Source organism: Anaerotignum sp. MSJ-24 (assembly GCF_018918145.1).
Taxonomy (GTDB): domain Bacteria; phylum Bacillota; class Clostridia; order Lachnospirales; family Anaerotignaceae; genus Metalachnospira.
Map to the genome: position 1 here is coordinate 330689 of NZ_JAHLPX010000007.1, position 20987 is coordinate 351675.

Sequence of the window (20987 nt, forward strand, 5' to 3'; positions counted from 1 at the left end):
TTGACATATGGATACAGCATTGGTGATAAAAGTATTAAAAACAATAATATATGACGTGCTTTCAACACTATATAAGCCTTTCTGGGCAGCATTGTTGCTGTCGTTTATGTTTATGTTTTTGTATCAGTATGCAAAGGAACATGGCTGGGGAAAAGAAAACATTGTGCGAAAAGTTTTTCTTACGTGGATAGATTTCTTTAAGGAATCAATTATGTTCAGAAAGGTATTTTTGCTGGCATTCTGTACGGCAATGATATTGCTTAAAACCATATTTAACCGCAGCATTTGGATAGATCCGCTTGGAAAGCTTTTTGAAAACTGGTGGATATATGATAAGTACGGAAGGCTGTCGGTTGAGCCGTTGGAAAATGTCATATTGTTTATGCCGTTTACAATATTGTTATTGTGGACATTCGGCGAAAAACTCATCGGAGAGGAGTTAACTCTTAAGAAAATAATCAAGGTTACGGCAAAAATAACCGGCGTATTTTCATTGTCGGTTGAGCTGTTTCAGCTTATCTTTTTTGTCGGAACATTTCAGCTTTCGGATTTGGTGTACAATATTCTCGGCGGCGTGATAGGCGGAATAATATATTATGCCGGAGTTAAAATAAAAGAACGAATGAAAATAAGAAATTGACAAGATGGGCGACCGTCTTGTTTTTTTATAAAAAATTTGATTTAATTACAAATGTCTGCTATGCTTTATAGAGCGAATAATGAATATGATTAGGAGTTATTATATGAATGTAAAAAGGTTTAATTTTGGCAGAGCAATCAATTTCAGAGATATGGGCGGCGTTTTCGGCTCGGAAGGCAAGCTTGTCGCATGGAACAAATTATATAGAAGTGATAAATTTTTCGGAACAACGGACGCAGAGTGGAATATTATGAAGAACAACGGCATTAAGGTGATAATTGACCTGCGTTCTTATGAAGAGGTTAATGTAAGTGCGGATAATTGTCCGGAGTGTTTTGAATACATACATATGCCGATTGTTGAGGAAAATCTGTCTTTTAATAATATTTCAAGTCCGGCAATGCAGGCTTTTGCAAAAAGCGTTCCCGAAGGCTACCGAAATATAGTTATATCCCATGGCGAAAATATCGCAAAGGTAATAAATCTTATTGCCGACAATTTGGAAAAAGGCGGCGTTGTGTTTCATTGCACATCAGGTAAGGACAGAACCGGAATACTCGCCTCGGTTATATACAGACTTCTCGGTGTATCGGTTCAGGACATAGTGGCGGACTATCAGACAAGCTATACATATAATAAAACTATGTCGGATAAATTTATGAACGATTTTCCGCAGTATCAAAAATATTATGACGTTGTTCTCTCAAGTGCGGAAAATATGTATGAGCTTTTGAAGCTTTATGATGAACTGGACATTGAAAAATACCTTATTAATAAGGGTGCATCGGCAGAAAAAATAACCAAGCTTAGAAAAGAACTGCTTATAGATTTTGTATAAATAAATATTATTATTCCGAAAATCATTTCTTGAAATGATTTTCATAAAGTTTAAGTTAATCCTTTTATGAACCGCAAAGTATGCACCCCGAAGAAAAACGGGACGGTCGAAGACCGTTTTGCATAGCAAAATGCTTTGACCATGATGCGGCTGTCGCAGACAGCTTTGCGAAGCAAAGTTCTGACCATACTAAGGATTGCAGGGTATTGGACAGAGTACTATGGTTTTAAATCTTTAATTTATTAAATTTACTAATACTTAGTAGTGATTTTTAATTAAAGTGATTACTTCTTTGTATCTGAAAATAACCAAATAAGATAAAATAACTAAAAAAATCCGTCTGTTGTATTTCATATTATAAGAATATACAAATCGAAAAAATATATATCTTATTTGTTGACAACGGTTGTATATAGAGTTAAAATAAGCACAGTTGAATTGCAAGGGCGCAAATCTAATTAATAGGTTTGTGCCCTTTATTTTTAGCAATTCACTAACGACAAAAGCCATCTATGACATAATTTCTCACTCAACCCAATGACATAATTTATTGACATCAAACGAACGACAGATTTTTAAGACAACAGGACAGACAACATGACGACATAATTTTAATGACAGCTCAGTTAATTGCATAATTATAACGACAGAATTTTCAGACATAATATTAATTTACATCATGTATGCACCTAGATGACATCAAAGTTTATTCACATAATTTTTTTCTACATATTTAATATCGCTGATAAAAGCATATGGAGCTTATTGATACTGCCAAATATATTTTAAGCAAAATGGTTTTTCTCCTAAATTATTAAACACATTTTCCGTATGCTTTTATATTTTTTGAATCCTAAATTCGGTATCACTGTTTTGTGATACCGAATTTTTTCGTTTTTTGACTTTTTATGCGCAATTAAGGTAGATTATAGCATTGTTGATAAGGATTCGGAGAATTGTTCTTATAAGATTGAATATAAAAACGGTGATAAGTGGGATAAATTAATTGATCGTAGTAAGGAAGTAACCTTTGTACCTGTAAAATTTGTGGCAGACGAGCTCGGCGCAGAAACAAGCTGGGACGATGCAACAAAGACAGTTACAATAACAAAAGCTGTTGCAGAATAATTAAATAATTAAGCTATAATAGAGCTGTTGCAAAATCGGAATATCCGACAGAGCGGCAGCTCTGTTTTTGCGTGATAATATTGAATATTGGTGACCAATAATATATAATTATTGATGAGGTGATTTCTTGTGGAAGAAAGAACAATAAAAGTGCAGATAAATAAAGCCGGCGGAAATGCAGGAAGAAATTCAAAAAACTATCGTGTTTCGATACCGTCCGCATGGATTAATGAGCTCGGACTGAACGAAAATAATCGAGATTTGGTACTTCAGTTTGACGGCGAAAGCATCAGCATAAGAAAGCCTTTGAGCAATGATTATACAGCATTTAGAAATACGGCAATCAAAATGAAACACAAAACGGTAACATTGTTTTTTTATAATAGACAAACTCTTTGCAGTAAAATATGTGCGGATTATTCAGCTAAGGAAGTGCGTGTCGAAAATCTTACAGATGATATTTGGCATAGAGCCTTTGGTGTTAATTTGTTACCTTCATGGAACGATTATGAGGAATTTTTGAAAAGCAGATGTATTCCGAAAGAGCGTGACGGAATAAAATTTTATCTGAAAGAGCTTGGACTTTATGAATACGATACATTGGAAATAATCAAAAAGACAAATGGAAGAATAGCAGAGGACGAAGGCTGGCTTGCGTTAACGGAGGATTGTTGAATGACGATAAAGCTTGTTACGGATAAAAAAATAGCAGAAACATCATCTAAGGGAAACCAGGAAAAGTGGTTTGACAGTGAAGAAAACGTATGGTATAAGCTTGATCTTTTCGGATATGAGGCTTTGGCGGAAACAGTTGTTTCTAAGCTTTTGAAATTAAGTAATATAGAGGAAAACGGCATAAAAATAACCGATTATGATATGACAAAGGTTATGGTTCATAAAATAGAACGAACGGCATGTGTCAGTAAAAATTTTTTGAAGGACGGAGAAGAAATTATAACAATAGCGGCATTGCTGAGAAAGGGCATAGGCTCGGAATATATTAGGAATATCGAAAAACAATCGAGCCTTCAGAAGAAAATAGACTATATTGTAACTAATGTTGAGAAGCTGACCGGATTGGATGGCTTTGGTGAATATCTTACTCTGCTGTTTGAAACAGATATGTTGTTTTTGAATGATGACAGGCATTTGAATAATATTGCGGTCATAAGAAAGGAAAATAAATTTGATTATTGTCCGCTGTTTGATTACGGAGCAGGCCTGCTTTCGAATATCAGAGATTATCCGCTTGATATAGAGGCAAAAGGCATGATAAAGAATGTTGTTGCTCGCCCGTTTAATTGCAATTTTGTAAGGCAGATGAATGCTGCCGAAAAGCTATACGGCAGGCAGTTTGAGCCGGACTTTACAAATGATGATGTTGAAAAATCACTGGAGAATGTTGATGAATATTATTCGGAAAGATATGCCTCGGACTTTAAAGACAGAATTAAGGTGTGTATAAAGACGCAAAGAAATAAGTACAGGTGATTGAAAAGACGTTCACCGTAAGTTAGTGAACGCCTTTAAAAAGATATTTAGGATGGTTGGTCCATTAGTAGATAAAATAATAAAATTATTTTATAACTGTAATCGCATTATGCATATTTTTTATAACAGCCTTTTCGACGCCTTTGGAAAATTCGCCGTCAAGTGTCCAGTCAACACCGTCTGAAAGCTCAATTTCTATTGTTTCGGCAGAAATAAGCTGAATTATCGGCTCGCAGTTATATTGCTGCATTGTGAGTGCCCATGCAAGCTGGCTGAGTTCGGCAGGAGTTTTCGGATTCTTGATAAGCATTACCTCAAGAAGACCGTCGCTCATATTGACCTGTTCGGGGCTTAACGAAAGAACGCCGGCAACGGAAAGTGAGTTGCTGACTGCCGCAAACATATAATCATCTTCGTAAACCTCTCCGTCTGCTGTTATTTTCGCATGAACGGGCTTTAATACAGGCAGTTCTTTTATGCTTTCGACAACATAAGCGAGATGACCGAGTGTGTTCTTGAGCGTCTGCGGTGTATCATAGGAGCTTTTTGTGAAAGCACCGAAGGACGCTACATAGCAGAAATATTTGTCGTTATACGCACCGATGTCGTATATATGCGGTGTTCCGTTTAAAATATCTCTTGCCGCCTGCATAACATTTTTGGATATGTTAAGACTGCTGGCAAAATCGTTTGTACTGCCGGAAGGAATGTAACCGATCGGTATGCTAAGACCAGCATCGGCAAGACCGGTTATTACCTCGTTCAATGTGCCGTCGCCGCCGATACATACGATAAGCTCAAATTCCGAGCCGTAGTTCTTCGTATATTCGGTTGCATCGCCGGAGCTTTGGGTTATGTGCAGAGTGCAGTCCCAACCGGAGGCGGTAAAAAGAGAAACTATATTGATTATGTGTCTGTTTGCTTTTTTCTGACCTGAATACGGATTCAGTATAATAAGCATTTTCTTTCGTTGCTCATTCATATATCTATACCCCTAAAATAAAAAATGTAAATTTTACATAGATTATATAAAAATATTACAGAATATTATAATATGACTGCAGATATTTTTCAACTTACATTTAAGTTAATATGTAAAAATATTCATTAAAGTATACTTTATTGCCAAACCCTATGAACCTTTAAAAAGGTTCAATCTAAACTTTGATAAACTACATTCTGACGAATGTAGTTTGGGGAAAATTTAAAATCAAACATCTCAATTTGAACATACTTAAAGTATAAAAACCGTTAAAAATCGAGCAGCATTCCTGCGAGATTTAGGTTTTTCAGTAACTTATGCGTGTCCGGAAAGGAGGGTGTGCGAGGGAGGACAGGCGGACCTCGCAATTTAAGCGCGTCCTCCCTCGCATCATTCACCTGCGACTTGTTAAGCTGCAAAATAATTTTGTTAAATTGCCGATTTGCAATAAAGTATATTTACATGATGTCCCATGAAAAAGTTATATAAACAGTGAGTTTTGAATAATTTAATACTAAAAAAGCTTTGGGAGAATATAATGAAAAAACTGTTTTCGGTTTTAACCGCTGTTTTACTTGTGTTCGGTATGTCCGTAGGGGCTTACGGCGAAGATTATTCCAATATAACCGACCTCGGCTTAAGCGCACAGAGTGTTATATTGGTTGAGGCATCAAGCGGTTCGGTGCTTTATGAAAATAACAGTGATGAAAAGCTTCCTCCGGCAAGCATAACGAAGGTAATGACGCTTTTGCTGATTTATGAGGCTGTGCGTGACGAAAAAATTAATTGGAACGATAATGTAACGGTGAGTGCTCATGCGGCATCTATGGGCGGCTCACAGGTGTTTTTGGAGGAAGGCGAAACACAGACTGTGGCAGATATGACAAAATGTATAGCAATAGCCTCGGCAAATGACGCGGCTGTCGCAATGGCAGAATACATAGGCGGCAGTGAGGACGGCTTTGTACAGCAGATGAACGAAAGGGCAAAACAGCTCGGCATGAATAATACTACCTTCAAAAATGCCTGTGGTCTTGATACGGACGGACATTTGACAACGGCAAGGGATATATCGATAATGTCAAGAGAGCTGATTTATAATTTCCCCGAAATAACACAATACACAACCACATGGCAGGACACAATAACTCATAAAACACGAAGAGGTGAAAGTGAGTTTGGTCTGACCAACACAAATAAGCTTGTAAAATGGTATAACGGTGCGACAGGACTTAAAACCGGAAGCACCGGAAAGGCTAAATACTGTCTTTCGGCAACGGCAGAAAAAAACGGAATGCAGCTTATTGCCGTTATTATGTCGGCACCGGATAATAAAGCAAGATTCAGTGAAGCGATAAAGCTTTTGGATTACGGCTATGCAAACTATGCAGTGGTTAAGGGTGCGGCTAAGGACGATGTTGTCGGAGAAATTCCCGTAGCTAAGGGTGAGCATGAAACGGCTGTGCTTAAAATGGGTGCGGATATAACCGCATTGATGAAAAAAGGCGGCAGTGAACCGATTATTACATACGAAATACCGGAAAGTATTTCCGCACCTGTGGAGGAAAATCAGAAGGTTGGAGAGGCTATGTATACCGTAGACGGAAAAGAAACGGCAAGAGCGGATATTGTGTCAGCCGAGGCTGTGGAAAGAGCCGGATTTGATACTGTGGCAAGACGGCTTATGCACAGATGGGTAAGATATTCGATTATGGATTGAAATAATTAGTATGAAACAGAAGAGTACCGCCTGTATCTTTACTTGACAGGTAATATCTGATAAAATATAGTTTTATAAAGCACAAAGGAGGAATATTTCGGAATGATTAATTTGCTTGCAATTTTGCTCGGCATACCTGCAATAATGGTTGCCACGACTATACATGAATTTACAAGAGCCGCTGTTTCAACGGCACTCGGAGATAAAATACCGAAGGAGGAAGGCAGACTTACGCTTAATCCGATAAAGCATTTTGAGCCGATAGGATTGATAATAATGCTTGCCTGCGGCTTTGGCTGGGGAAAGCCGGTCAATACAAGCTCACTTTATTATAAAAACAGAAAACAGGGTGTTCTGCTTACAGCTATACTGCCTACTGTGGCTAATCTTGTGCTTGCGATTGTTGCATTGATTATAGCAAAGCTTGTCGGCAATGTAGGTGTATTAGCCTTGTTCTTTACAAGAATAGCATATTTCAGCTGCTGTCTTGTTATCTACAATCTTATTCCCGTATCGCCTATGGACTGCCTTAAGGTGCTTTCCGTTGTGCTTCCGGCGAATACTTATTTTAAATTTGTTCAGTATGAAAAAATAATACAGATGGCATTTTTGTTCGTGCTTTTCCTTGGACTCGGAAATGTAATAAGCGGCATTGCAGGCGGTCTTTATTACCTTATTGCGGCCTTTATGTATTAAGGAGGAAAATACATGGATAATATGACTGTTAAGCTTGAAAGCTTTTCAGGTCCGCTTGATCTGCTGTATCATCTTATAGAAAAAAATGAAATAGATATTTACGATATTCCCATTGCGGAGCTCACCGACCAGTATATTGAGTTTATCAATCTTGAGGAAAACAAAAATATGGACGGTATGAGCGAGTTTATCGTTATGGCGGCAACGCTTATAGAAATAAAGAGCCGTATGCTTCTGCCTAAGCCGGAAACGGAGGAGCAGGAGGAAGATCCGAGAGAAGAGCTTGTTCAAAGACTTATTGAATATAAAAAATATAAAAGTGTTGTCGATCTGCTCAAGCTTAAAAGCGAAGAGGCGGCACAAATGCTTTTCAGAGAGCCGGATATTATTATTCCGGAGCTTATGAAAAAGGAAGAAGCCACAATAGCTGAGTCGCTCAAGGGCGTCACAATAGAAGGTCTGTATAAAGCCTTTCGTGACGTAATGATAAGAAAAGAGCGTAAAACCGATAAAATAAGGAGCGGTTTTAATTCCGTAAGACATGACAGTTTTACTGTTGACGAGAAAATACTTGCTTTGAGAGATACGCTTAAGGTGAGTCCGAAGATTAAGTTTTACGATATGTTTTCCTCAGATTCCACAAGAGAGGAAATACTTGTTACCTTTCTTGCTCTGCTTGAGCTTATAAGACGAAACAGCATTGAGGTCGAACAGGATGACGTATTCAGCGATATAACAATATCCGTAAAGGAAAACGCTAATTTTGACATAATTAACGATTCAAACAATTCGAATAATACGGAAGAAGCTGCAACAGAAGATACGGAGAATACGGAAGGTGGTGAAGCATATGAAAATGAATGATTACGAAGCAATTATTGAAGCGGCACTTTTTGTTGCCGGTGAGGCCGTTCCGCTTTCATCGCTTGCCGAAATAATCGAAATGGATAAGGCAACCACAAGAGCCATTGTTAATACGCTCATAACACGATATGCTTCGGAAAACAGAGGAATGAGAATTATTGAGATTGCCGACGGATACCAGATGTGCTCCTCACCGTTATGCTTTGAGGCAATAAGAAAGATATATAAGGGCAAGGAAAAACAGGGATTGACGCCTATTCTGCTCGAAACGCTTGCCATAATAGCTTATAAACAGCCGGTAACAAAGGGCGATATAGAAGAAATAAGAGGCGTAAACAGCGATCATGCCGTAAACAGGCTTGTTGAAAAGGGACTTGTATGCGAAACCGGACGCTTGGAAACACCGGGAAAGCCTATTCTTTTCGGAACGACAAACGAATTTTTGAGATATTTCGGTTTTAAGAATATAAACGAACTGCCTGTTCTCAAAGACGTTAAGGAAACGGAAATAGACGGACAGATAAGTATATTTGAATAACCTGTTCATATAAATATAAGGTATATATGAATAAGGAGTCCTTGGCTTGAGGCTTATTAAAAGGATAACAGCGGTTTTGGCCGTTACCGTATTTATTATCGGTACATATTTTACGGCATATGCGGAAGAAACAAAAGCACCTGATGTAAAAGCGTTGGGTGCTGTTTTAGTTGACGGAAAAACAGGACGGGTACTATGGGAGAAAAACGCCGATAAGGAGTTGGCAAACGCAAGCACAACAAAAATAATGACATGTATGCTTGCCTTGGAAAGCGGAAGGTTGGACGAAACCGTAACCGTTTCTTCAAATGCGGCAATACAGCCGAAGGTGAAAATGGGACTTTCGACAGGCGAAAAGCTTAGGCTCGGAGATTTGTTATATCCGCTTATGCTCCAGTCTTCAAATGATGCGGCTGTGGCAATAGCGGAGCATCTGGGCGGTGATGTGGAAAGCTTTTGCGATATGATGAATGAAAGGGCGGAGGAGCTCGGAGCGGTGAATACCTGTTTTGAAACACCGAACGGACTTGACAGCGGAAATCATCATTCGACGGCATATGATATGGCGGTTATTGCCCGACAGGCGTTGCAGACCGAAGGCTTTAAGGACATTATATCAACGCCGCAGAAGGAAATAAAAAGCGACAGGTGTACATATTCGGTAGTCAATAAAAACCGTCTGCTTAGGGAATATGATGGTGCGATAGGTATAAAAACAGGCTTTACGGGAAAGGCAGGCAACTGCTTTGTCGGTGCGGCAGAGCGTGACGGTATGCAGTTAATTTCCGTTGTTCTCGGAAGCGGCTGGGGCAATGTAGGAAAAGAGCGTAAATGGATTGATACAAAAAATATACTTAATTACGGATTTGAAAATTTTGATTACTATACGTTATGCGGTGACGGAGATATAATAGCCGAGATACCCGTTGAAAAATCCTATGGCAAAAAAATAAAAACAGTTGTCAGCGGAACAATAATCCTTCCGCTGAGCAAAGCGGAAAAAGAGGCACTTTATGTCGAGCTTGATATGCCGGAAATGGCAACCGCACCGGTTGCAAAGGGAGATGTTATAGGTAGAATTCTATTTAAGACCGACAGCGAAACAACTGTTGCGGAATGTAACATTACTGCGGAAAACGGTGCGGAAAAAAAGAATATGAAAACAACAGCCGAAATGCTTATAAAACACTGGATTAATGCACAAAAATCGGCTATACTTAAGGATAATGCAAAGCTGTGTCCAAATGACGGCTGATAGTATAAAAGACAGGAGAAAAATATGGAAAGACTTCAAAAATATATGGCTGACTGCGGTGTTGCATCAAGACGACATGCAGAGGAACTTATAACAAAGGGCTTTGTAAAGGTAAACGGAAACGTGGTTACGGAGCTCGGAACAAAGATAGACGAAAAGAAAGACATTGTTGAATATAAAGGAAAGGTAATCAAGCCGGAAAACAAAAAGGTTTATATAATGCTCAATAAACCGGAGGGCTATGTTACTACCGCAAGAGATCAGTTCAACAGACCGACTGTGCTTGATCTTGTAAAGGACGTAAAGGAAAGACTTGTGCCTGTCGGCAGACTGGACTATGATACATCGGGACTTCTTATACTCACAAATGACGGCGATGCGGTATATAAGCTTACTCACCCCAAGAACGAAATAAATAAGGTTTATGAGGCAAAGCTTTTCGGTGTTCCCGACAGCAACACAATCAATCTTTTCAGAAACGGAATAATGATAGACGGTAAAAAAACAAGACCGGCAAAAATTGAGCTTTTAAGAGTTGACGGACGTTTTTCATGGTGTGCCATAACGATACACGAAGGCAGAAACAGACAGGTAAGAAAAATGTGCCAGGCGGCAAGACACCCGGTTGCAACGCTCAGACGAGTTGCGGAAGGTGAAATATATCTCGGCGAGCTTAAAAAAGGCGAATGGAGATACCTGACCAATAAGGAAATACGATATATCAAGGAGTTATAAAATGCTTAGATTATATTTTATGAGGCATGGCGAAACCGTATGGAATACGGAAAGACGCTATCAGGGAATGACCGACATTGAGCTTTCGGAGGAAGGCTTAAGACAGGCCGAATGTGCCGCAAAAAGATTTAAAAATATAAAGATAGATAAAATATATGCTTCTCCGCTTAAGCGTGCAATGAAAACGGCAGAAAAGATTGCGGCGGAAAAAGGCCTTGAAATAATAAGTGAGGACGATTTCAGAGAAATACACTTCGGCGAATGGGAAGGAAAAACGGTTCCGGAGCTTACTGAAAAATACGGAGAAAGCTATACAAACTTCATAAGAGAGCCGCACAAATACGGTTTCCCGGGCGAAGGCAGTGTCGAAAACGTAATAAACAGAATTAAGCCCGGCATAGACAGACTTATTGCCGAAGAGAAAGGAAATGTGCTTATCGTTTCCCATGGCGGCATAATAAGACTTATGATTATGTACATAATGGGGCTTGACAGCAGTTGGTTTACTAAGATGTGGATAAACAATACAGGGGTTTCTATTGTTGAGATAAAGAATGATAGAAGACTTCTTCTTACATTGAATGACAGTGCACATCTTGCGGAAACAGGACAGAACGAAAGCAATTTTTTAAGACCGTAGGTGAAAACAAATGAAGGTAGCGGTAATAGGCGCAGGTGCGGCAGGAATGCTTGCGGCAGGCCATGCAGGCGAGCTTGGCCACAGCGTTGATATATTTGAAAAAAATAATATTGTCGGCAAAAAAATAAGAATAACGGGCAAAGGACGCTGTAATATAACAAATGCGTCCGATTGCGAGGAGCATATAGAAAATACTCCCGGAAATCCGTATTTTATGTATTCGGCACTTTATAAATTTCCGCCGGACAGAATGATAGAGCTTGTAGAAAGCCTCGGTGTTCCGACAAAGGTGGAAAGAGGAAAGCGTGTTTTTCCAGTCAGCGATAAGGCGGCAGACGTTTCAGAGGCTCTTAAGAAATATATGAAGAAAAACGGAGTAAAACTTCATCTCGAAAAGGGCGTTAATGACATAATAACAGAGAACAATAAAATAAAGGGTATTGTAACCGATGACGGAAAAGAGCTTGACTTTGATGCTGTTATTGTTGCGACAGGTGGCTTGAGCTATCCGACAACAGGATCGACAGGCGACGGCTATAAATTCGCAAAGAAGGCCGGTCACAGTGTTTCAAAGCTTATGCCTTCTCTTGTTCCGCTTAAGTCAGACGATTGGATATGTCCGGAGCTTATGGGACTGAGCCTTAAAAATTCGGCAATAGTTATTAAAAACGAGAAGGGAAAGACCATATATAAGGACTTCGGAGAAATGCTGTTTACGCATTTCGGTGTTTCCGGCCCAATGGTGCTTTCGGCAAGCAGACATCTTCTCGGACGGTTTAACGAAAACATAACCATGTATATAGACATGAAGCCGGCTTTGGATATGAAGGCACTGGACAACAGGCTTTTGAGAGATTTCGAGAAATATATAAATAAGGATTTGAGGAATGCACTTAACGATATTCTTCCGCAGAAAATGATTCCTGTGATTATACGTTTGAGCGGCATAGACGAAACAAAGAAAATCCATGACATAACAAAAGAAGAAAGAAAACGTATGGAGGAGCTTATAAAGGGACTTCCTGTGCATATAACGGGTACAGCCGGCTTTGATATGGCGGTTGTTACAAGCGGCGGTGTGAATACGGACGAAATTGATCCGTCCACAATGGAAAGCCGAAAGATAAAAGGATTGTTTTTTGCCGGAGAGGTGATTGATGTTGATGCCTACACAGGCGGATTTAATCTCCAGATAGCGTTTTCAACAGGCTACACTGCGGCAGAAGGATTGGAGGAAAGCAAATGACAGCGGCAATAAGAGGAGCAATAACGGTAGAGGAAAACGACAGAGAGCAGATTTATGAGGCTACATCGGAAATGATGCAGCAGATAATAGAGCTTAATAATATAAAAAAAGAGGATATAGTTTCTATTGTTTTTACGGCAACAAACGATCTTGACAAGGCATATCCTGCTGTTGCGGTAAGAAAAATGGGCATAACGGGTGCGGCACTTATGTGCGTTCAGGAGCTTTATGTCGAGGGCAGCTTAAGAAAATGCATAAGAGTTATGGTAACCGTTGAAGGCGATTACAGAAGAGATAATCTTAAGCATGTATATCTCAGAGGTGCAGAGGTTTTAAGACCGGATTTAAAAAGATAACAAATATCAGAAACAATAATTACATTAGGATAACACATTAAGATAACTACATTAGGATAGGTGAGATTTATGAAGGTTTATTCGATAGCCATTGACGGCCCTGCCGGAAGTGGAAAAAGCACTATTGCAAAAATATTATCGGAAAGACTCGGAATTGTTTATGTTGATACAGGTGCAATGTACAGAACCGTTGCATATTACTGCATTAAAAACGGAATACCGACAACGGACGGACAGGCTGTTGCTGAGGCACTCAAAAGCATAAAGCTTGATATTGAAATGAAGGACGGTGTTCAGCATATGCTTCTTAACGGCGAGGACGTAACTGCGTTCATAAGAACAGCCGAGGTAGGACAGGGTGCGTCGGATGTCGGAACCTTTGTGCCGGTAAGGGACAGGCTTGTTGAAATCCAGCAGGAAATGGCGGCCAAAATATCCGTTGTTATGGACGGAAGGGATATTGGAACAGTCGTGCTTCCGAAGGCAGAGGTAAAAATATATCTCAACGCCCATGTTGAGGAAAGAGCAAAACGCAGACTTAAGGAATTTGAGCTTGCAGGAAAAAGCTGTTCACTGGAAGAGGTTGTTGAGCAGATTAAGGTTCGTGACCATAATGACATGACAAGAGAGTATAATCCGTTAAGAAAAGCCGATGATGCCGTTGAAATCGACACAACGGGACTTACCGTTGACGAGGTTGCGGATAAGGTGCTTGAAGTCGTAAAAGAAAAGACAGGTGAAATATAATGGAGATTATACTTGCAAAGTCGGCCGGTTTCTGCTTCGGTGTGAACAGGGCAATCGAGGCCTGCTATAAGGAAATAGAAAAGGGCGGAAAAATATATACCTATGGTCCGCTTATCCATAACAAAAATGTAAATGCCGATCTTGCCGCAAAGGGTGTTAAGTCCGTTGACAGCCTTGAGGGCTGTGAGGACGGAACGGTTATAATACGTTCGCACGGAGTAGGCAAGGCTGTTTATGACGAGCTTGAGGCAAGAGGAATACATTATGTTGACGGAACCTGTCCATTTGTAAAAAAGATACACAACATTGTGCATGAGAAAAAAGAGGCAGGAAACGATATAATAATTATCGGCGATGCAAAGCACCCGGAGGTTATGGGAATAAACGGCTGGTGCGAAAACAGTGCATGGATAACCGATAATACCGAGGATGCTGAAAAGCATGTTATCGGAATGGACAAAAATAAATGCTATGTGGTCGTAGTTCAGACCACATTCAGAGAAAGTAAGTATAACGATATACTTTTGGTAATAAAAAACAGCCTTAAAAATGTCGAGGCTTTTAATACTATTTGTTCAGCTACAGAGGAACGTCAGAGTGAAGCTGTAAAAATTTCACAAAATGTTGACAAAATGCTTGTCATTGGGGACAAAGGAAGCTCGAATACGCAAAAATTATTTGAGATATGTAATAAAAATTGCCAAAATACTTCATATATCGAAACAATTAACGATTTAGTGTTGAATAATTACGGAATTAATGATAAAATTGGTATAACTGCAGGAGCGTCTACGCCCCCTGCAATAATAAAGGAGGTTATTACTACTATGAGCGAAATGGACGGAGTTAAAAATACGATGGAGGGTGAGGAGCTTACATTTGAGCAGATGCTTAACGAGTCATTTGTAACTTTACATACAGGTGATATTGTCAAAGGTACTGTTATCTCAACTGCTAACGAGGAAGTTACTGTAAATCTTGGCTATAAGTCAGACGGTATTATCCCCAGAGGAGAATTCAGCAGTGATGCATCAGTTGTACCCAGCAAGACAGTACAGCCCGGCGATGAAATTGAAGTTTTTGTTGTTCGTGTAAACGACGGTGACGGAAATGTTCTTCTTTCCAAGAAAAAGGTTGAATCACAGAAGGGCATGGAGGATATCGAAAAAGCATACGAGGACAAAGCTGTCGTAACAGGTAAAGTAACAGAAATCGTTAAGGGAGGACTCATTGCCGTTGTTAACGGAATCCGAGTATTTATACCTTCTTCACAGGTTTCAGGCAGATTTGTAGAGGACCTCAGTGTGTACAAAGGAACAGAGCTTTCATTCAACATCATTGAGCTTGACAGAGCAAAACGTCGTATTATCGGCGGAAGAAAGGCTCTTCTTGCTAAGGAAGCTGAAGAAAAGAAGGCTGCTGTATTTGCTGAACTTGAAGTAGGCAAAAAGGTTACAGGAACAGTTTCAAGACTTACAGACTTCGGTGCATTTGTTGACCTTGGCGGAGTAGACGGTCTTATCCATATCTCAGAAATGAGCTGGGGAAGAATTTCTAACCCTAAGGAAGTACTTTCAGAAGGCGACACAGTTGAAGTTGTTGTTCTTGATGTAGATAAAGAAAAGAGCAAAATTTCTCTTTCACTTAAAGATGTTACACCTAACCCTTGGTCACTTGCTGCTGATAAGTATGCTGTTGGCTCAATCGTTGAAGGTAAGGTTGTTCGTATGGTACCTTTCGGTGCATTCGTTGAACTTGAACCCGGCGTTGACGGACTTGTTCATATTTCACAGATCGCTAACAAGAGAGTTGAAAAACCCGAAGATGAGCTTAAGATCGGTGAAGTTATTAAGGTTAAGGTTATCGATGTAAACGCAGAGCAGAAGAAGATCAGCCTTTCAAAGAAAGAAGCTGAAGCTCCTGCTGAAGAAGCAGCTACAGAAGAATAATCTTAAACAGAGCTGAATTTTAACTAATCAGTACCTGACTTTTTAAAAGTCAGGTACTTTTTTCTTACAAAAATTTTAAGTGTATAGTAAAAGATAAGTATATATTGTATATTATAATCAATAAATAGTGTTTACGAATAGGAGGAGAGAATTATGCTTATTTCAACGGTTGAAAACATAGGCAGGGAATACACCGTTCTCGGTATTGTAAGAGGCACAACTGTTAATTCCAAAAATATAGGCAGAGATATAGGCGCAAGCTTTAAAACGCTTGTCGGCGGCGAAATAAAAGGCTATACGGAAATGATTGATGAGGCTGTGGAAACGGCAACAGGCAGAATGGTGAATGCTGCCGAAAGACTCGGTGCGGATGCGATAATCGGAATGAGATATACCACAAGCTCGGTTATGCAGGCTGCATCTGAGGTCACGGCTTATGGAACGGCAGTAAAATTTAAATAAGAGGTGCATATGATGAATGTAAAATATGTGCGGTCGTTTATACTTGTTCTTGGAGTGGCTTTTATAATAGCCGGAGTAATGAACGGAAGTATGTCTGCCGTATTCAATAAGGCAATAAGAATATGTTTGGAGTGTATAGGAATTGGGTGATATGAGCTTAAAAAGAAAATATATACAGGTGATATCGGCTCTTTTGTATAATGCAAATTTCAAGGGCTTTGCGGAAGGCAAAATATATCAGGGAAAAATAAAAAATGTCTGCGTTCCCGGACTTAATTGTTATTCCTGTCCCGGTGCGGTCGGCGCATGTCCGCTCGGTAGCTTTCAGAATGCCATATATTCTTCGGGAAAAACAATACCGTTTTATATTGTCGGCACACTTTTGCTGTTAGGTGTTATATTCGGTAGGGTAATATGCGGATTTTTGTGTCCATTTGGACTTATACAAGAGCTTATTTATAAAATACCGTCGCCTAAAATAAAAAAGAATAAAGTAACAAAAGCATTATCTAAGCTTAAATACGTTATATTGGTTGTTTTTGTTTTTGTGCTTTCGGCAATAAAAGAATATCCGGCATTCTGTAAATATATTTGTCCTGCCGGAACGATAGAAGGCGGTATACCGCTTGCTCTCGGTAATCCGTCGATAGCGGCTATGCTCGGAACATTATTCACATGGAAAAGCATAGTTCTGTGTATAATTGTTATCGGAGCGGTATTTATATACAGAGATTTTTGTCGTTTTATATGTCCGCTTGGTGCAATATATTCATTTTTCAATAAAATAGCGTTTATGGGCGTGTGTGTTGATGAAACAAAATGTGATAACTGTGGACGCTGTATAAGAGAATGTAAAATGGACGTTTCTCATGTTGGAGATATGGAATGTATACAATGCGGAGAATGTAAGGCTAAATGCCATAAAAATGCTATAATGTCAAAAAGAGAATTTTACAAAAGAAATGGAGAGTTAAAAAATGAAAAAGTTCAGTAAAGTAGCGGTATTATTTGCGGTAGTTTGTTTATCATTAAGTGCTTGCGGAAATTCCAACAAAAACAATGCAACAGATACAAACCAGAGTCAGGTTGAAGAGGACAATGCAAGTGGTGAAACAGGAACAGTAAAGGAAGGCGAAGCAGCACCTGATATTACATTCACACTTATGGACGGAACAGAGAAAAAGCTTTCCGATTATCAAGGCAAGCCTGTTGTTATGAATTTCTGGGCTACATGGTGCAAACCTTGTGTAGGTGAAATGCCTGCTTTTGAAAAGCTTAAAGAAAACTATGGTGAGGATATAACAGTTTTGGCACTTGATTGTGGCGGAGATACAAAGGAAGCTATTGAAGACTTTGTTTCAGAAAACGGTTATACATTTGAGTTTGCTGAAATTTCAGAGGATGAGGCAAGCAAATATGATGTACAGGGAATACCGCTTACAATTATGATTGATGCAGACGGTGTTGTTAAATACATTAATATGGGTGCAAGCGATGCAGATTCAATGTATAATGATGTTTATGAGCCTGCTGTAAAGGAAATGCTTGGAAATAAATAATTGATATGAGGTAAAATATGTCATTAATTGATATTATGATTATAGTGGCAACAATTTTAGGTGTTATGTTTCCGATTACGCTTGTGAATGCAATAAGATGCAAAGATGAGGATAAAGCGGAAGAAAAGAAAATAGCATGCGGAATAATTTTTGGTGCTATTGTGTATATATCATTAGCAGTAATAAACAGTGGTTCCGCAATATAGAGATTAAAACGGCCGATACATTAATTTGTACCGACCGTTTGTTTTTAGTTATTCTTTTCGAGATTTTCAAGCTCCTTCATCCATATGGTGTTCATTGCATCTGAAGGCATTCTCCAATCTCCTCTCGGTGAAAGATTGATTGTTCCGACCTTAGGCCCGTCAGGAAGGCATGAACGCTTGAACTGCTGTGCAAAAAATCTGCGGTAGAAGTTTTTCAGCCATTTGAGTATTGTCTTGTCATCATAAACACCGTCAAAGGCATTGAGTGCAAGATAATATATTTTTATCGGCTCAAAACCGCATCTTACAACATAGTACAGGAAGAAATCATGCAATTCATAAGGTCCTACTATTTCCTCTGTTTTCTGGTTTATGTTGTTACTGCTGTCGGGCGGAAGAAGCTCCGGCGATACCGGAGTATCGAGTACGTCAAAAAGAACGTCATTAACCTCTTTATCAAGGTTCTCGTATTCGGCAACCCATTTAACAAGTACTCTTACCAATGTTTTAGGTACACCGGAATTTACTCCGTACATGGACATATGATCGCCGTTATATGTTGCCCAGCCGAGAGCAAGCTCGGAAAGGTCGCCTGTGCCGACAACAAGACCGTTTTCCTTGTTGGCAAGATCCATTAATATCTGTGTACGCTCACGGGCCTGCGTGTTTTCGTAGGTTATGTCATGCAATTCGGGATTGTGTCCTATGCTTGCAAAATGCTGCATTGCCGCCTCACCGATGGGGATTTCTTTTATGGTTACGCCTAAAGCCTGCATAAGGAATATTGCATTGTTGTAGGTTCTGTCCGTTGTTCCGAATCCCGGCATTGTTACGCCGATAACTGTTTTTCTGTCAAGCTTGAGATAATCGCAGGCTCTTACGGCAACAAGAAGTGCAAGAGTCGAATCCAGTCCGCCGGAAATGCCGATTACGAGCGATTTGGCATTTGTGTGCATAATACGCTTTGCAAGGCCTGTGTACTGTATTGCGAAAATGTCACTGCATCTTTCGTTGAGTACGGAATCATTTTTCGGTATAAACGGGTGAGGACATATATAACGCTCAAGACCTTTTTTAACTCTGTCATACATTCCGAAGCCGATAATATTCATTTCCGGAGCAGTATCATCATCGCAGTAGCTTGTATTTTTGCGTCTGTCGTTTACGAGTAAATCTGTGTCTATATCCGAAATGATAAGACTGTTTTCATTTAAGAAGCGGTCACTTTCGTTCAAAACAGAGCCGTTTTCGCATATGAGCGAATGTCCGCTGAAAACCATGTCCTGTGTTGATTCACCTATGCCTGCCGAGCAGTATACATAGCCGCATATACATCTTGCGGACTGGTTGGCAACAAGTGAACGTCTGTATTCGTTTTTGGAGGCAAGCTCGTTGCTTGCCGATGTGTTTGCAATTATCAATGCACCGCCGAGAGTAAGGTTACAGCTTGGCGGAATATTTACCCATAAATCCTCGCATATTTCTATTCCGAAGGTGAAGTTGTCAATTCCTTCTGCGGCAAAAAGAAGATTTGTGCCTATGGGAACGCTCTGGTCGCAGAGAGCTATACAGCCGTTGAGCTTTTTACCGCTCTTGAACCAGCGTTTTTCGTAGTATTCGCCGTAGTTCGGAATATGTGTTTTCGGAACGGCACCGAGTATTTCGCCTTCGTATATCGCAACAGAGCAGTTGTAAAGCTTGTTCCCTATGTTTATAGGAAGACCGACAACAACCACCATGTTTTTTCCGACGGTTGCCGTTACGATTTTTTCAAGGCTTTCCTCTGCGGCGGCAATAAGTGTGCTCTGAAGAAAAAGATCGGCACAGGTATAACCGGTTATACAAAGCTCCGGAAATACGCATAAGTCAACCTCTTTTTGAAATGCACTGTTTATTAGCGTAATTATTTCTTTTGTATTATAATCGCAGTCAGCCACACGAAGCTTTGGGATGGCGGCCGCTGTTCTGACAAAACCGTACATATATTATCTCCTTTTATCGAAAGTTATCTATTAATAAATTATCGGTTTTAGTGTATGAAATGTCAAGGAAAAATATTGATTATAAAATCCCCGGACAGCTTATTTTGTTACATTGTATTTATATGTAAAAGTATTGAAAAAACTCATATGTAATTGTAAAATATATTTACTAATTGTTTTTACAGGTGAGATTCAGATGACAAGATTTATAAATTACTGCGGACTAAGACTTGAATATGAGTATGTTCCGAAAAATATAAAAAATGCGTATATACGAATTAAAAAAGACGGAGAAATCAGCGTTACAACACCGCTTTCATATACCGGAGAAATGGCGGACAGCTTTGTGGAACAAAAGGCTGAATGGATATTCAGAAAGCTTGCTGATTTTGAAAAGGCACATGAAAATATGCCCGATGACGGATTTTACGACGGAAAGACAGCTTACATACTCGGACACGAATATACACTTAAATTTGAAAGAGGTAGCCGATTCGAGGCGTTCGTTGAGGACGGAAATATAGTTGTTCTGGCACGCTACGGCGATGAAAATTTAAAACCGAAATATATAAACTGGCTGTCGGAGGCGGCAAAGCCTGTGTTCGAAAATTCGCTTACACGGATGCTTGAGCTTGCAAAGGAATACAAAATTGAACGTCCGGAAATATATGTAAGAAACATGACAAGCCGCTGGGGAAGCTGCAACACCGATAAGCACAGAATAGGGCTTAATGTACAGATGATGAAAGCGGAAATGAGATGTATTGACCACGTTGTTCTGCATGAGCTTATTCATTTTGTATATCCCGATCATTCGGCTAAGTTCTACTCTGTTCTTGACAAACTTATGCCGGATTGGAGAGAAAGAAAAAATATGCTTGAAACAAAATGGCAGGATGGTATAAGATAAAGCAGGAGAATCATTACAAATTTCATAATAATATATTAAAAAA

The 20987-nt window shown here is 39.5% G+C and carries 24 protein-coding genes; 22 read left to right on the forward strand and 2 right to left on the reverse strand.

Going from position 1 to position 20987, the window contains the following annotated elements; genetic code table 11:
- Nucleotides 1-7: 7 nt before the first annotated feature.
- The 5 genes from KQI66_RS07805 (at nucleotide 8) to KQI66_RS07825 (ending at nucleotide 4097) form a co-directional block, all read left to right on the forward strand.
- Nucleotides 8-640, forward strand: a complete 633-nt coding sequence (locus KQI66_RS07805; RefSeq protein ID WP_216428315.1) for a VanZ family protein — start codon at nucleotides 8-10, stop codon at nucleotides 638-640.
- Nucleotides 641-743: 103 nt separating this feature from the next.
- A complete protein-coding gene (locus tag KQI66_RS07810; protein ID WP_216428317.1) occupies nucleotides 744-1478 on the forward strand; it encodes a tyrosine-protein phosphatase in 735 nt (244 codons plus the stop codon).
- A 1005-nt stretch (nucleotides 1479-2483) separates the two neighbouring features.
- Nucleotides 2484-2606, forward strand: a complete 123-nt coding sequence (locus KQI66_RS11620) for a stalk domain-containing protein (protein ID WP_442859971.1) — start codon at nucleotides 2484-2486, stop codon at nucleotides 2604-2606.
- A gap of 129 nt (nucleotides 2607-2735) precedes the next feature.
- Nucleotides 2736-3281, forward strand: a complete 546-nt coding sequence (locus KQI66_RS07820; protein WP_216428319.1) for an AbrB/MazE/SpoVT family DNA-binding domain-containing protein — start codon at nucleotides 2736-2738, stop codon at nucleotides 3279-3281.
- A complete protein-coding gene (locus KQI66_RS07825; protein WP_216428321.1) occupies nucleotides 3282-4097 on the forward strand; it encodes a hypothetical protein in 816 nt (271 codons plus the stop codon).
- Between the two features lie 85 nt (nucleotides 4098-4182).
- Here KQI66_RS07825 and KQI66_RS07830 read toward each other — a convergent pair whose 3' ends face one another.
- Entirely contained in the window at nucleotides 4183-5079 is an 897-nt protein-coding gene (locus KQI66_RS07830; protein ID WP_216428322.1) for a diacylglycerol/lipid kinase family protein, read from the reverse strand.
- 538 nt (nucleotides 5080-5617) lie between these two features.
- On the opposite strand from KQI66_RS07830, the gene KQI66_RS07835 reads away from it, so the two are divergent.
- The 16 genes from KQI66_RS07835 (at nucleotide 5618) to KQI66_RS07910 (ending at nucleotide 18052) form a co-directional block, all read left to right on the forward strand.
- On the forward strand, nucleotides 5618-6799 hold the full coding sequence (locus KQI66_RS07835) for a D-alanyl-D-alanine carboxypeptidase family protein (protein WP_216428324.1): 1182 nt from the start codon (nucleotides 5618-5620) through the stop codon (nucleotides 6797-6799).
- 102 nt (nucleotides 6800-6901) lie between these two features.
- Nucleotides 6902-7495 (forward strand): site-2 protease family protein, encoded by a 594-nt coding sequence (locus tag KQI66_RS07840; protein WP_216428326.1) that lies wholly within the window; start codon nucleotides 6902-6904, stop codon nucleotides 7493-7495.
- A 12-nt stretch (nucleotides 7496-7507) separates the two neighbouring features.
- Nucleotides 7508-8359, forward strand: a complete 852-nt coding sequence (locus KQI66_RS07845) for a segregation and condensation protein A (protein WP_216428328.1) — start codon at nucleotides 7508-7510, stop codon at nucleotides 8357-8359.
- Nucleotides 8346-8897, forward strand: coding sequence for an SMC-Scp complex subunit ScpB (scpB, locus tag KQI66_RS07850; protein WP_216428331.1), 552 nt, complete (start codon nucleotides 8346-8348; stop codon nucleotides 8895-8897). Before KQI66_RS07845 ends, scpB begins: the two co-directional genes overlap by 14 nt.
- A gap of 46 nt (nucleotides 8898-8943) precedes the next feature.
- Nucleotides 8944-10152 carry a D-alanyl-D-alanine carboxypeptidase family protein gene (locus tag KQI66_RS07855; RefSeq protein WP_216428334.1) on the forward strand — a complete coding sequence of 403 codons (1209 nt, stop codon included), beginning with the start codon at nucleotides 8944-8946 and terminating at the stop codon, nucleotides 10150-10152.
- A 24-nt stretch (nucleotides 10153-10176) separates the two neighbouring features.
- Nucleotides 10177-10887, forward strand: a complete 711-nt coding sequence (locus tag KQI66_RS07860; RefSeq protein ID WP_216428336.1) for a pseudouridine synthase — start codon at nucleotides 10177-10179, stop codon at nucleotides 10885-10887.
- A gap of 1 nt (nucleotide 10888) precedes the next feature.
- On the forward strand, nucleotides 10889-11527 hold the full coding sequence (locus tag KQI66_RS07865; protein WP_216428338.1) for a histidine phosphatase family protein: 639 nt from the start codon (nucleotides 10889-10891) through the stop codon (nucleotides 11525-11527).
- Between the two features lie 10 nt (nucleotides 11528-11537).
- A complete protein-coding gene (locus KQI66_RS07870) occupies nucleotides 11538-12773 on the forward strand; it encodes an NAD(P)/FAD-dependent oxidoreductase (RefSeq protein WP_216428340.1) in 1236 nt (411 codons plus the stop codon).
- Entirely contained in the window at nucleotides 12770-13129 is a 360-nt protein-coding gene (gene aroH / locus KQI66_RS07875; RefSeq protein WP_216428343.1) for a chorismate mutase, read from the forward strand. Before KQI66_RS07870 ends, aroH begins: the two co-directional genes overlap by 4 nt.
- Nucleotides 13130-13198: 69 nt before the next feature.
- Nucleotides 13199-13876 carry a (d)CMP kinase gene (cmk, locus tag KQI66_RS07880; RefSeq protein ID WP_216428345.1) on the forward strand — a complete coding sequence of 226 codons (678 nt, stop codon included), beginning with the start codon at nucleotides 13199-13201 and terminating at the stop codon, nucleotides 13874-13876.
- Nucleotides 13876-15825 carry a bifunctional 4-hydroxy-3-methylbut-2-enyl diphosphate reductase/30S ribosomal protein S1 gene (locus tag KQI66_RS07885; protein ID WP_216428347.1) on the forward strand — a complete coding sequence of 650 codons (1950 nt, stop codon included), beginning with the start codon at nucleotides 13876-13878 and terminating at the stop codon, nucleotides 15823-15825. Before cmk ends, KQI66_RS07885 begins: the two co-directional genes overlap by 1 nt.
- 153 nt (nucleotides 15826-15978) lie before the next feature.
- The gene (locus KQI66_RS07890) at nucleotides 15979-16287 is read left to right on the forward strand and encodes a heavy metal-binding domain-containing protein (RefSeq protein WP_216428349.1); all 309 of its coding nucleotides are present in this window, start codon (nucleotides 15979-15981) and stop codon (nucleotides 16285-16287) included.
- A gap of 9 nt (nucleotides 16288-16296) precedes the next feature.
- The gene (locus KQI66_RS07895; protein WP_216428351.1) at nucleotides 16297-16437 is read left to right on the forward strand and encodes a CD1871A family CXXC motif-containing protein; all 141 of its coding nucleotides are present in this window, start codon (nucleotides 16297-16299) and stop codon (nucleotides 16435-16437) included.
- Between the two features lies 1 nt (nucleotide 16438).
- The gene (locus tag KQI66_RS07900) at nucleotides 16439-17281 is read left to right on the forward strand and encodes a 4Fe-4S binding protein (RefSeq protein WP_216428352.1); all 843 of its coding nucleotides are present in this window, start codon (nucleotides 16439-16441) and stop codon (nucleotides 17279-17281) included.
- Nucleotides 17265-17846 (forward strand): TlpA family protein disulfide reductase, encoded by a 582-nt coding sequence (locus KQI66_RS07905; RefSeq protein ID WP_216428354.1) that lies wholly within the window; start codon nucleotides 17265-17267, stop codon nucleotides 17844-17846. Before KQI66_RS07900 ends, KQI66_RS07905 begins: the two co-directional genes overlap by 17 nt.
- Before the next feature lie 17 nt (nucleotides 17847-17863).
- Nucleotides 17864-18052 carry a hypothetical protein gene (locus KQI66_RS07910; RefSeq protein ID WP_216428356.1) on the forward strand — a complete coding sequence of 63 codons (189 nt, stop codon included), beginning with the start codon at nucleotides 17864-17866 and terminating at the stop codon, nucleotides 18050-18052.
- A 44-nt stretch (nucleotides 18053-18096) separates the two neighbouring features.
- Here KQI66_RS07910 and KQI66_RS07915 read toward each other — a convergent pair whose 3' ends face one another.
- Nucleotides 18097-20034 (reverse strand): NAD(+) synthase, encoded by a 1938-nt coding sequence (locus KQI66_RS07915; protein ID WP_216428359.1) that lies wholly within the window; start codon nucleotides 20032-20034, stop codon nucleotides 18097-18099.
- A gap of 196 nt (nucleotides 20035-20230) precedes the next feature.
- On the opposite strand from KQI66_RS07915, the gene KQI66_RS07920 reads away from it, so the two are divergent.
- Nucleotides 20231-20944 (forward strand): M48 family metallopeptidase, encoded by a 714-nt coding sequence (locus KQI66_RS07920; protein WP_216428361.1) that lies wholly within the window; start codon nucleotides 20231-20233, stop codon nucleotides 20942-20944.
- Nucleotides 20945-20987 lie beyond the last annotated feature (43 nt).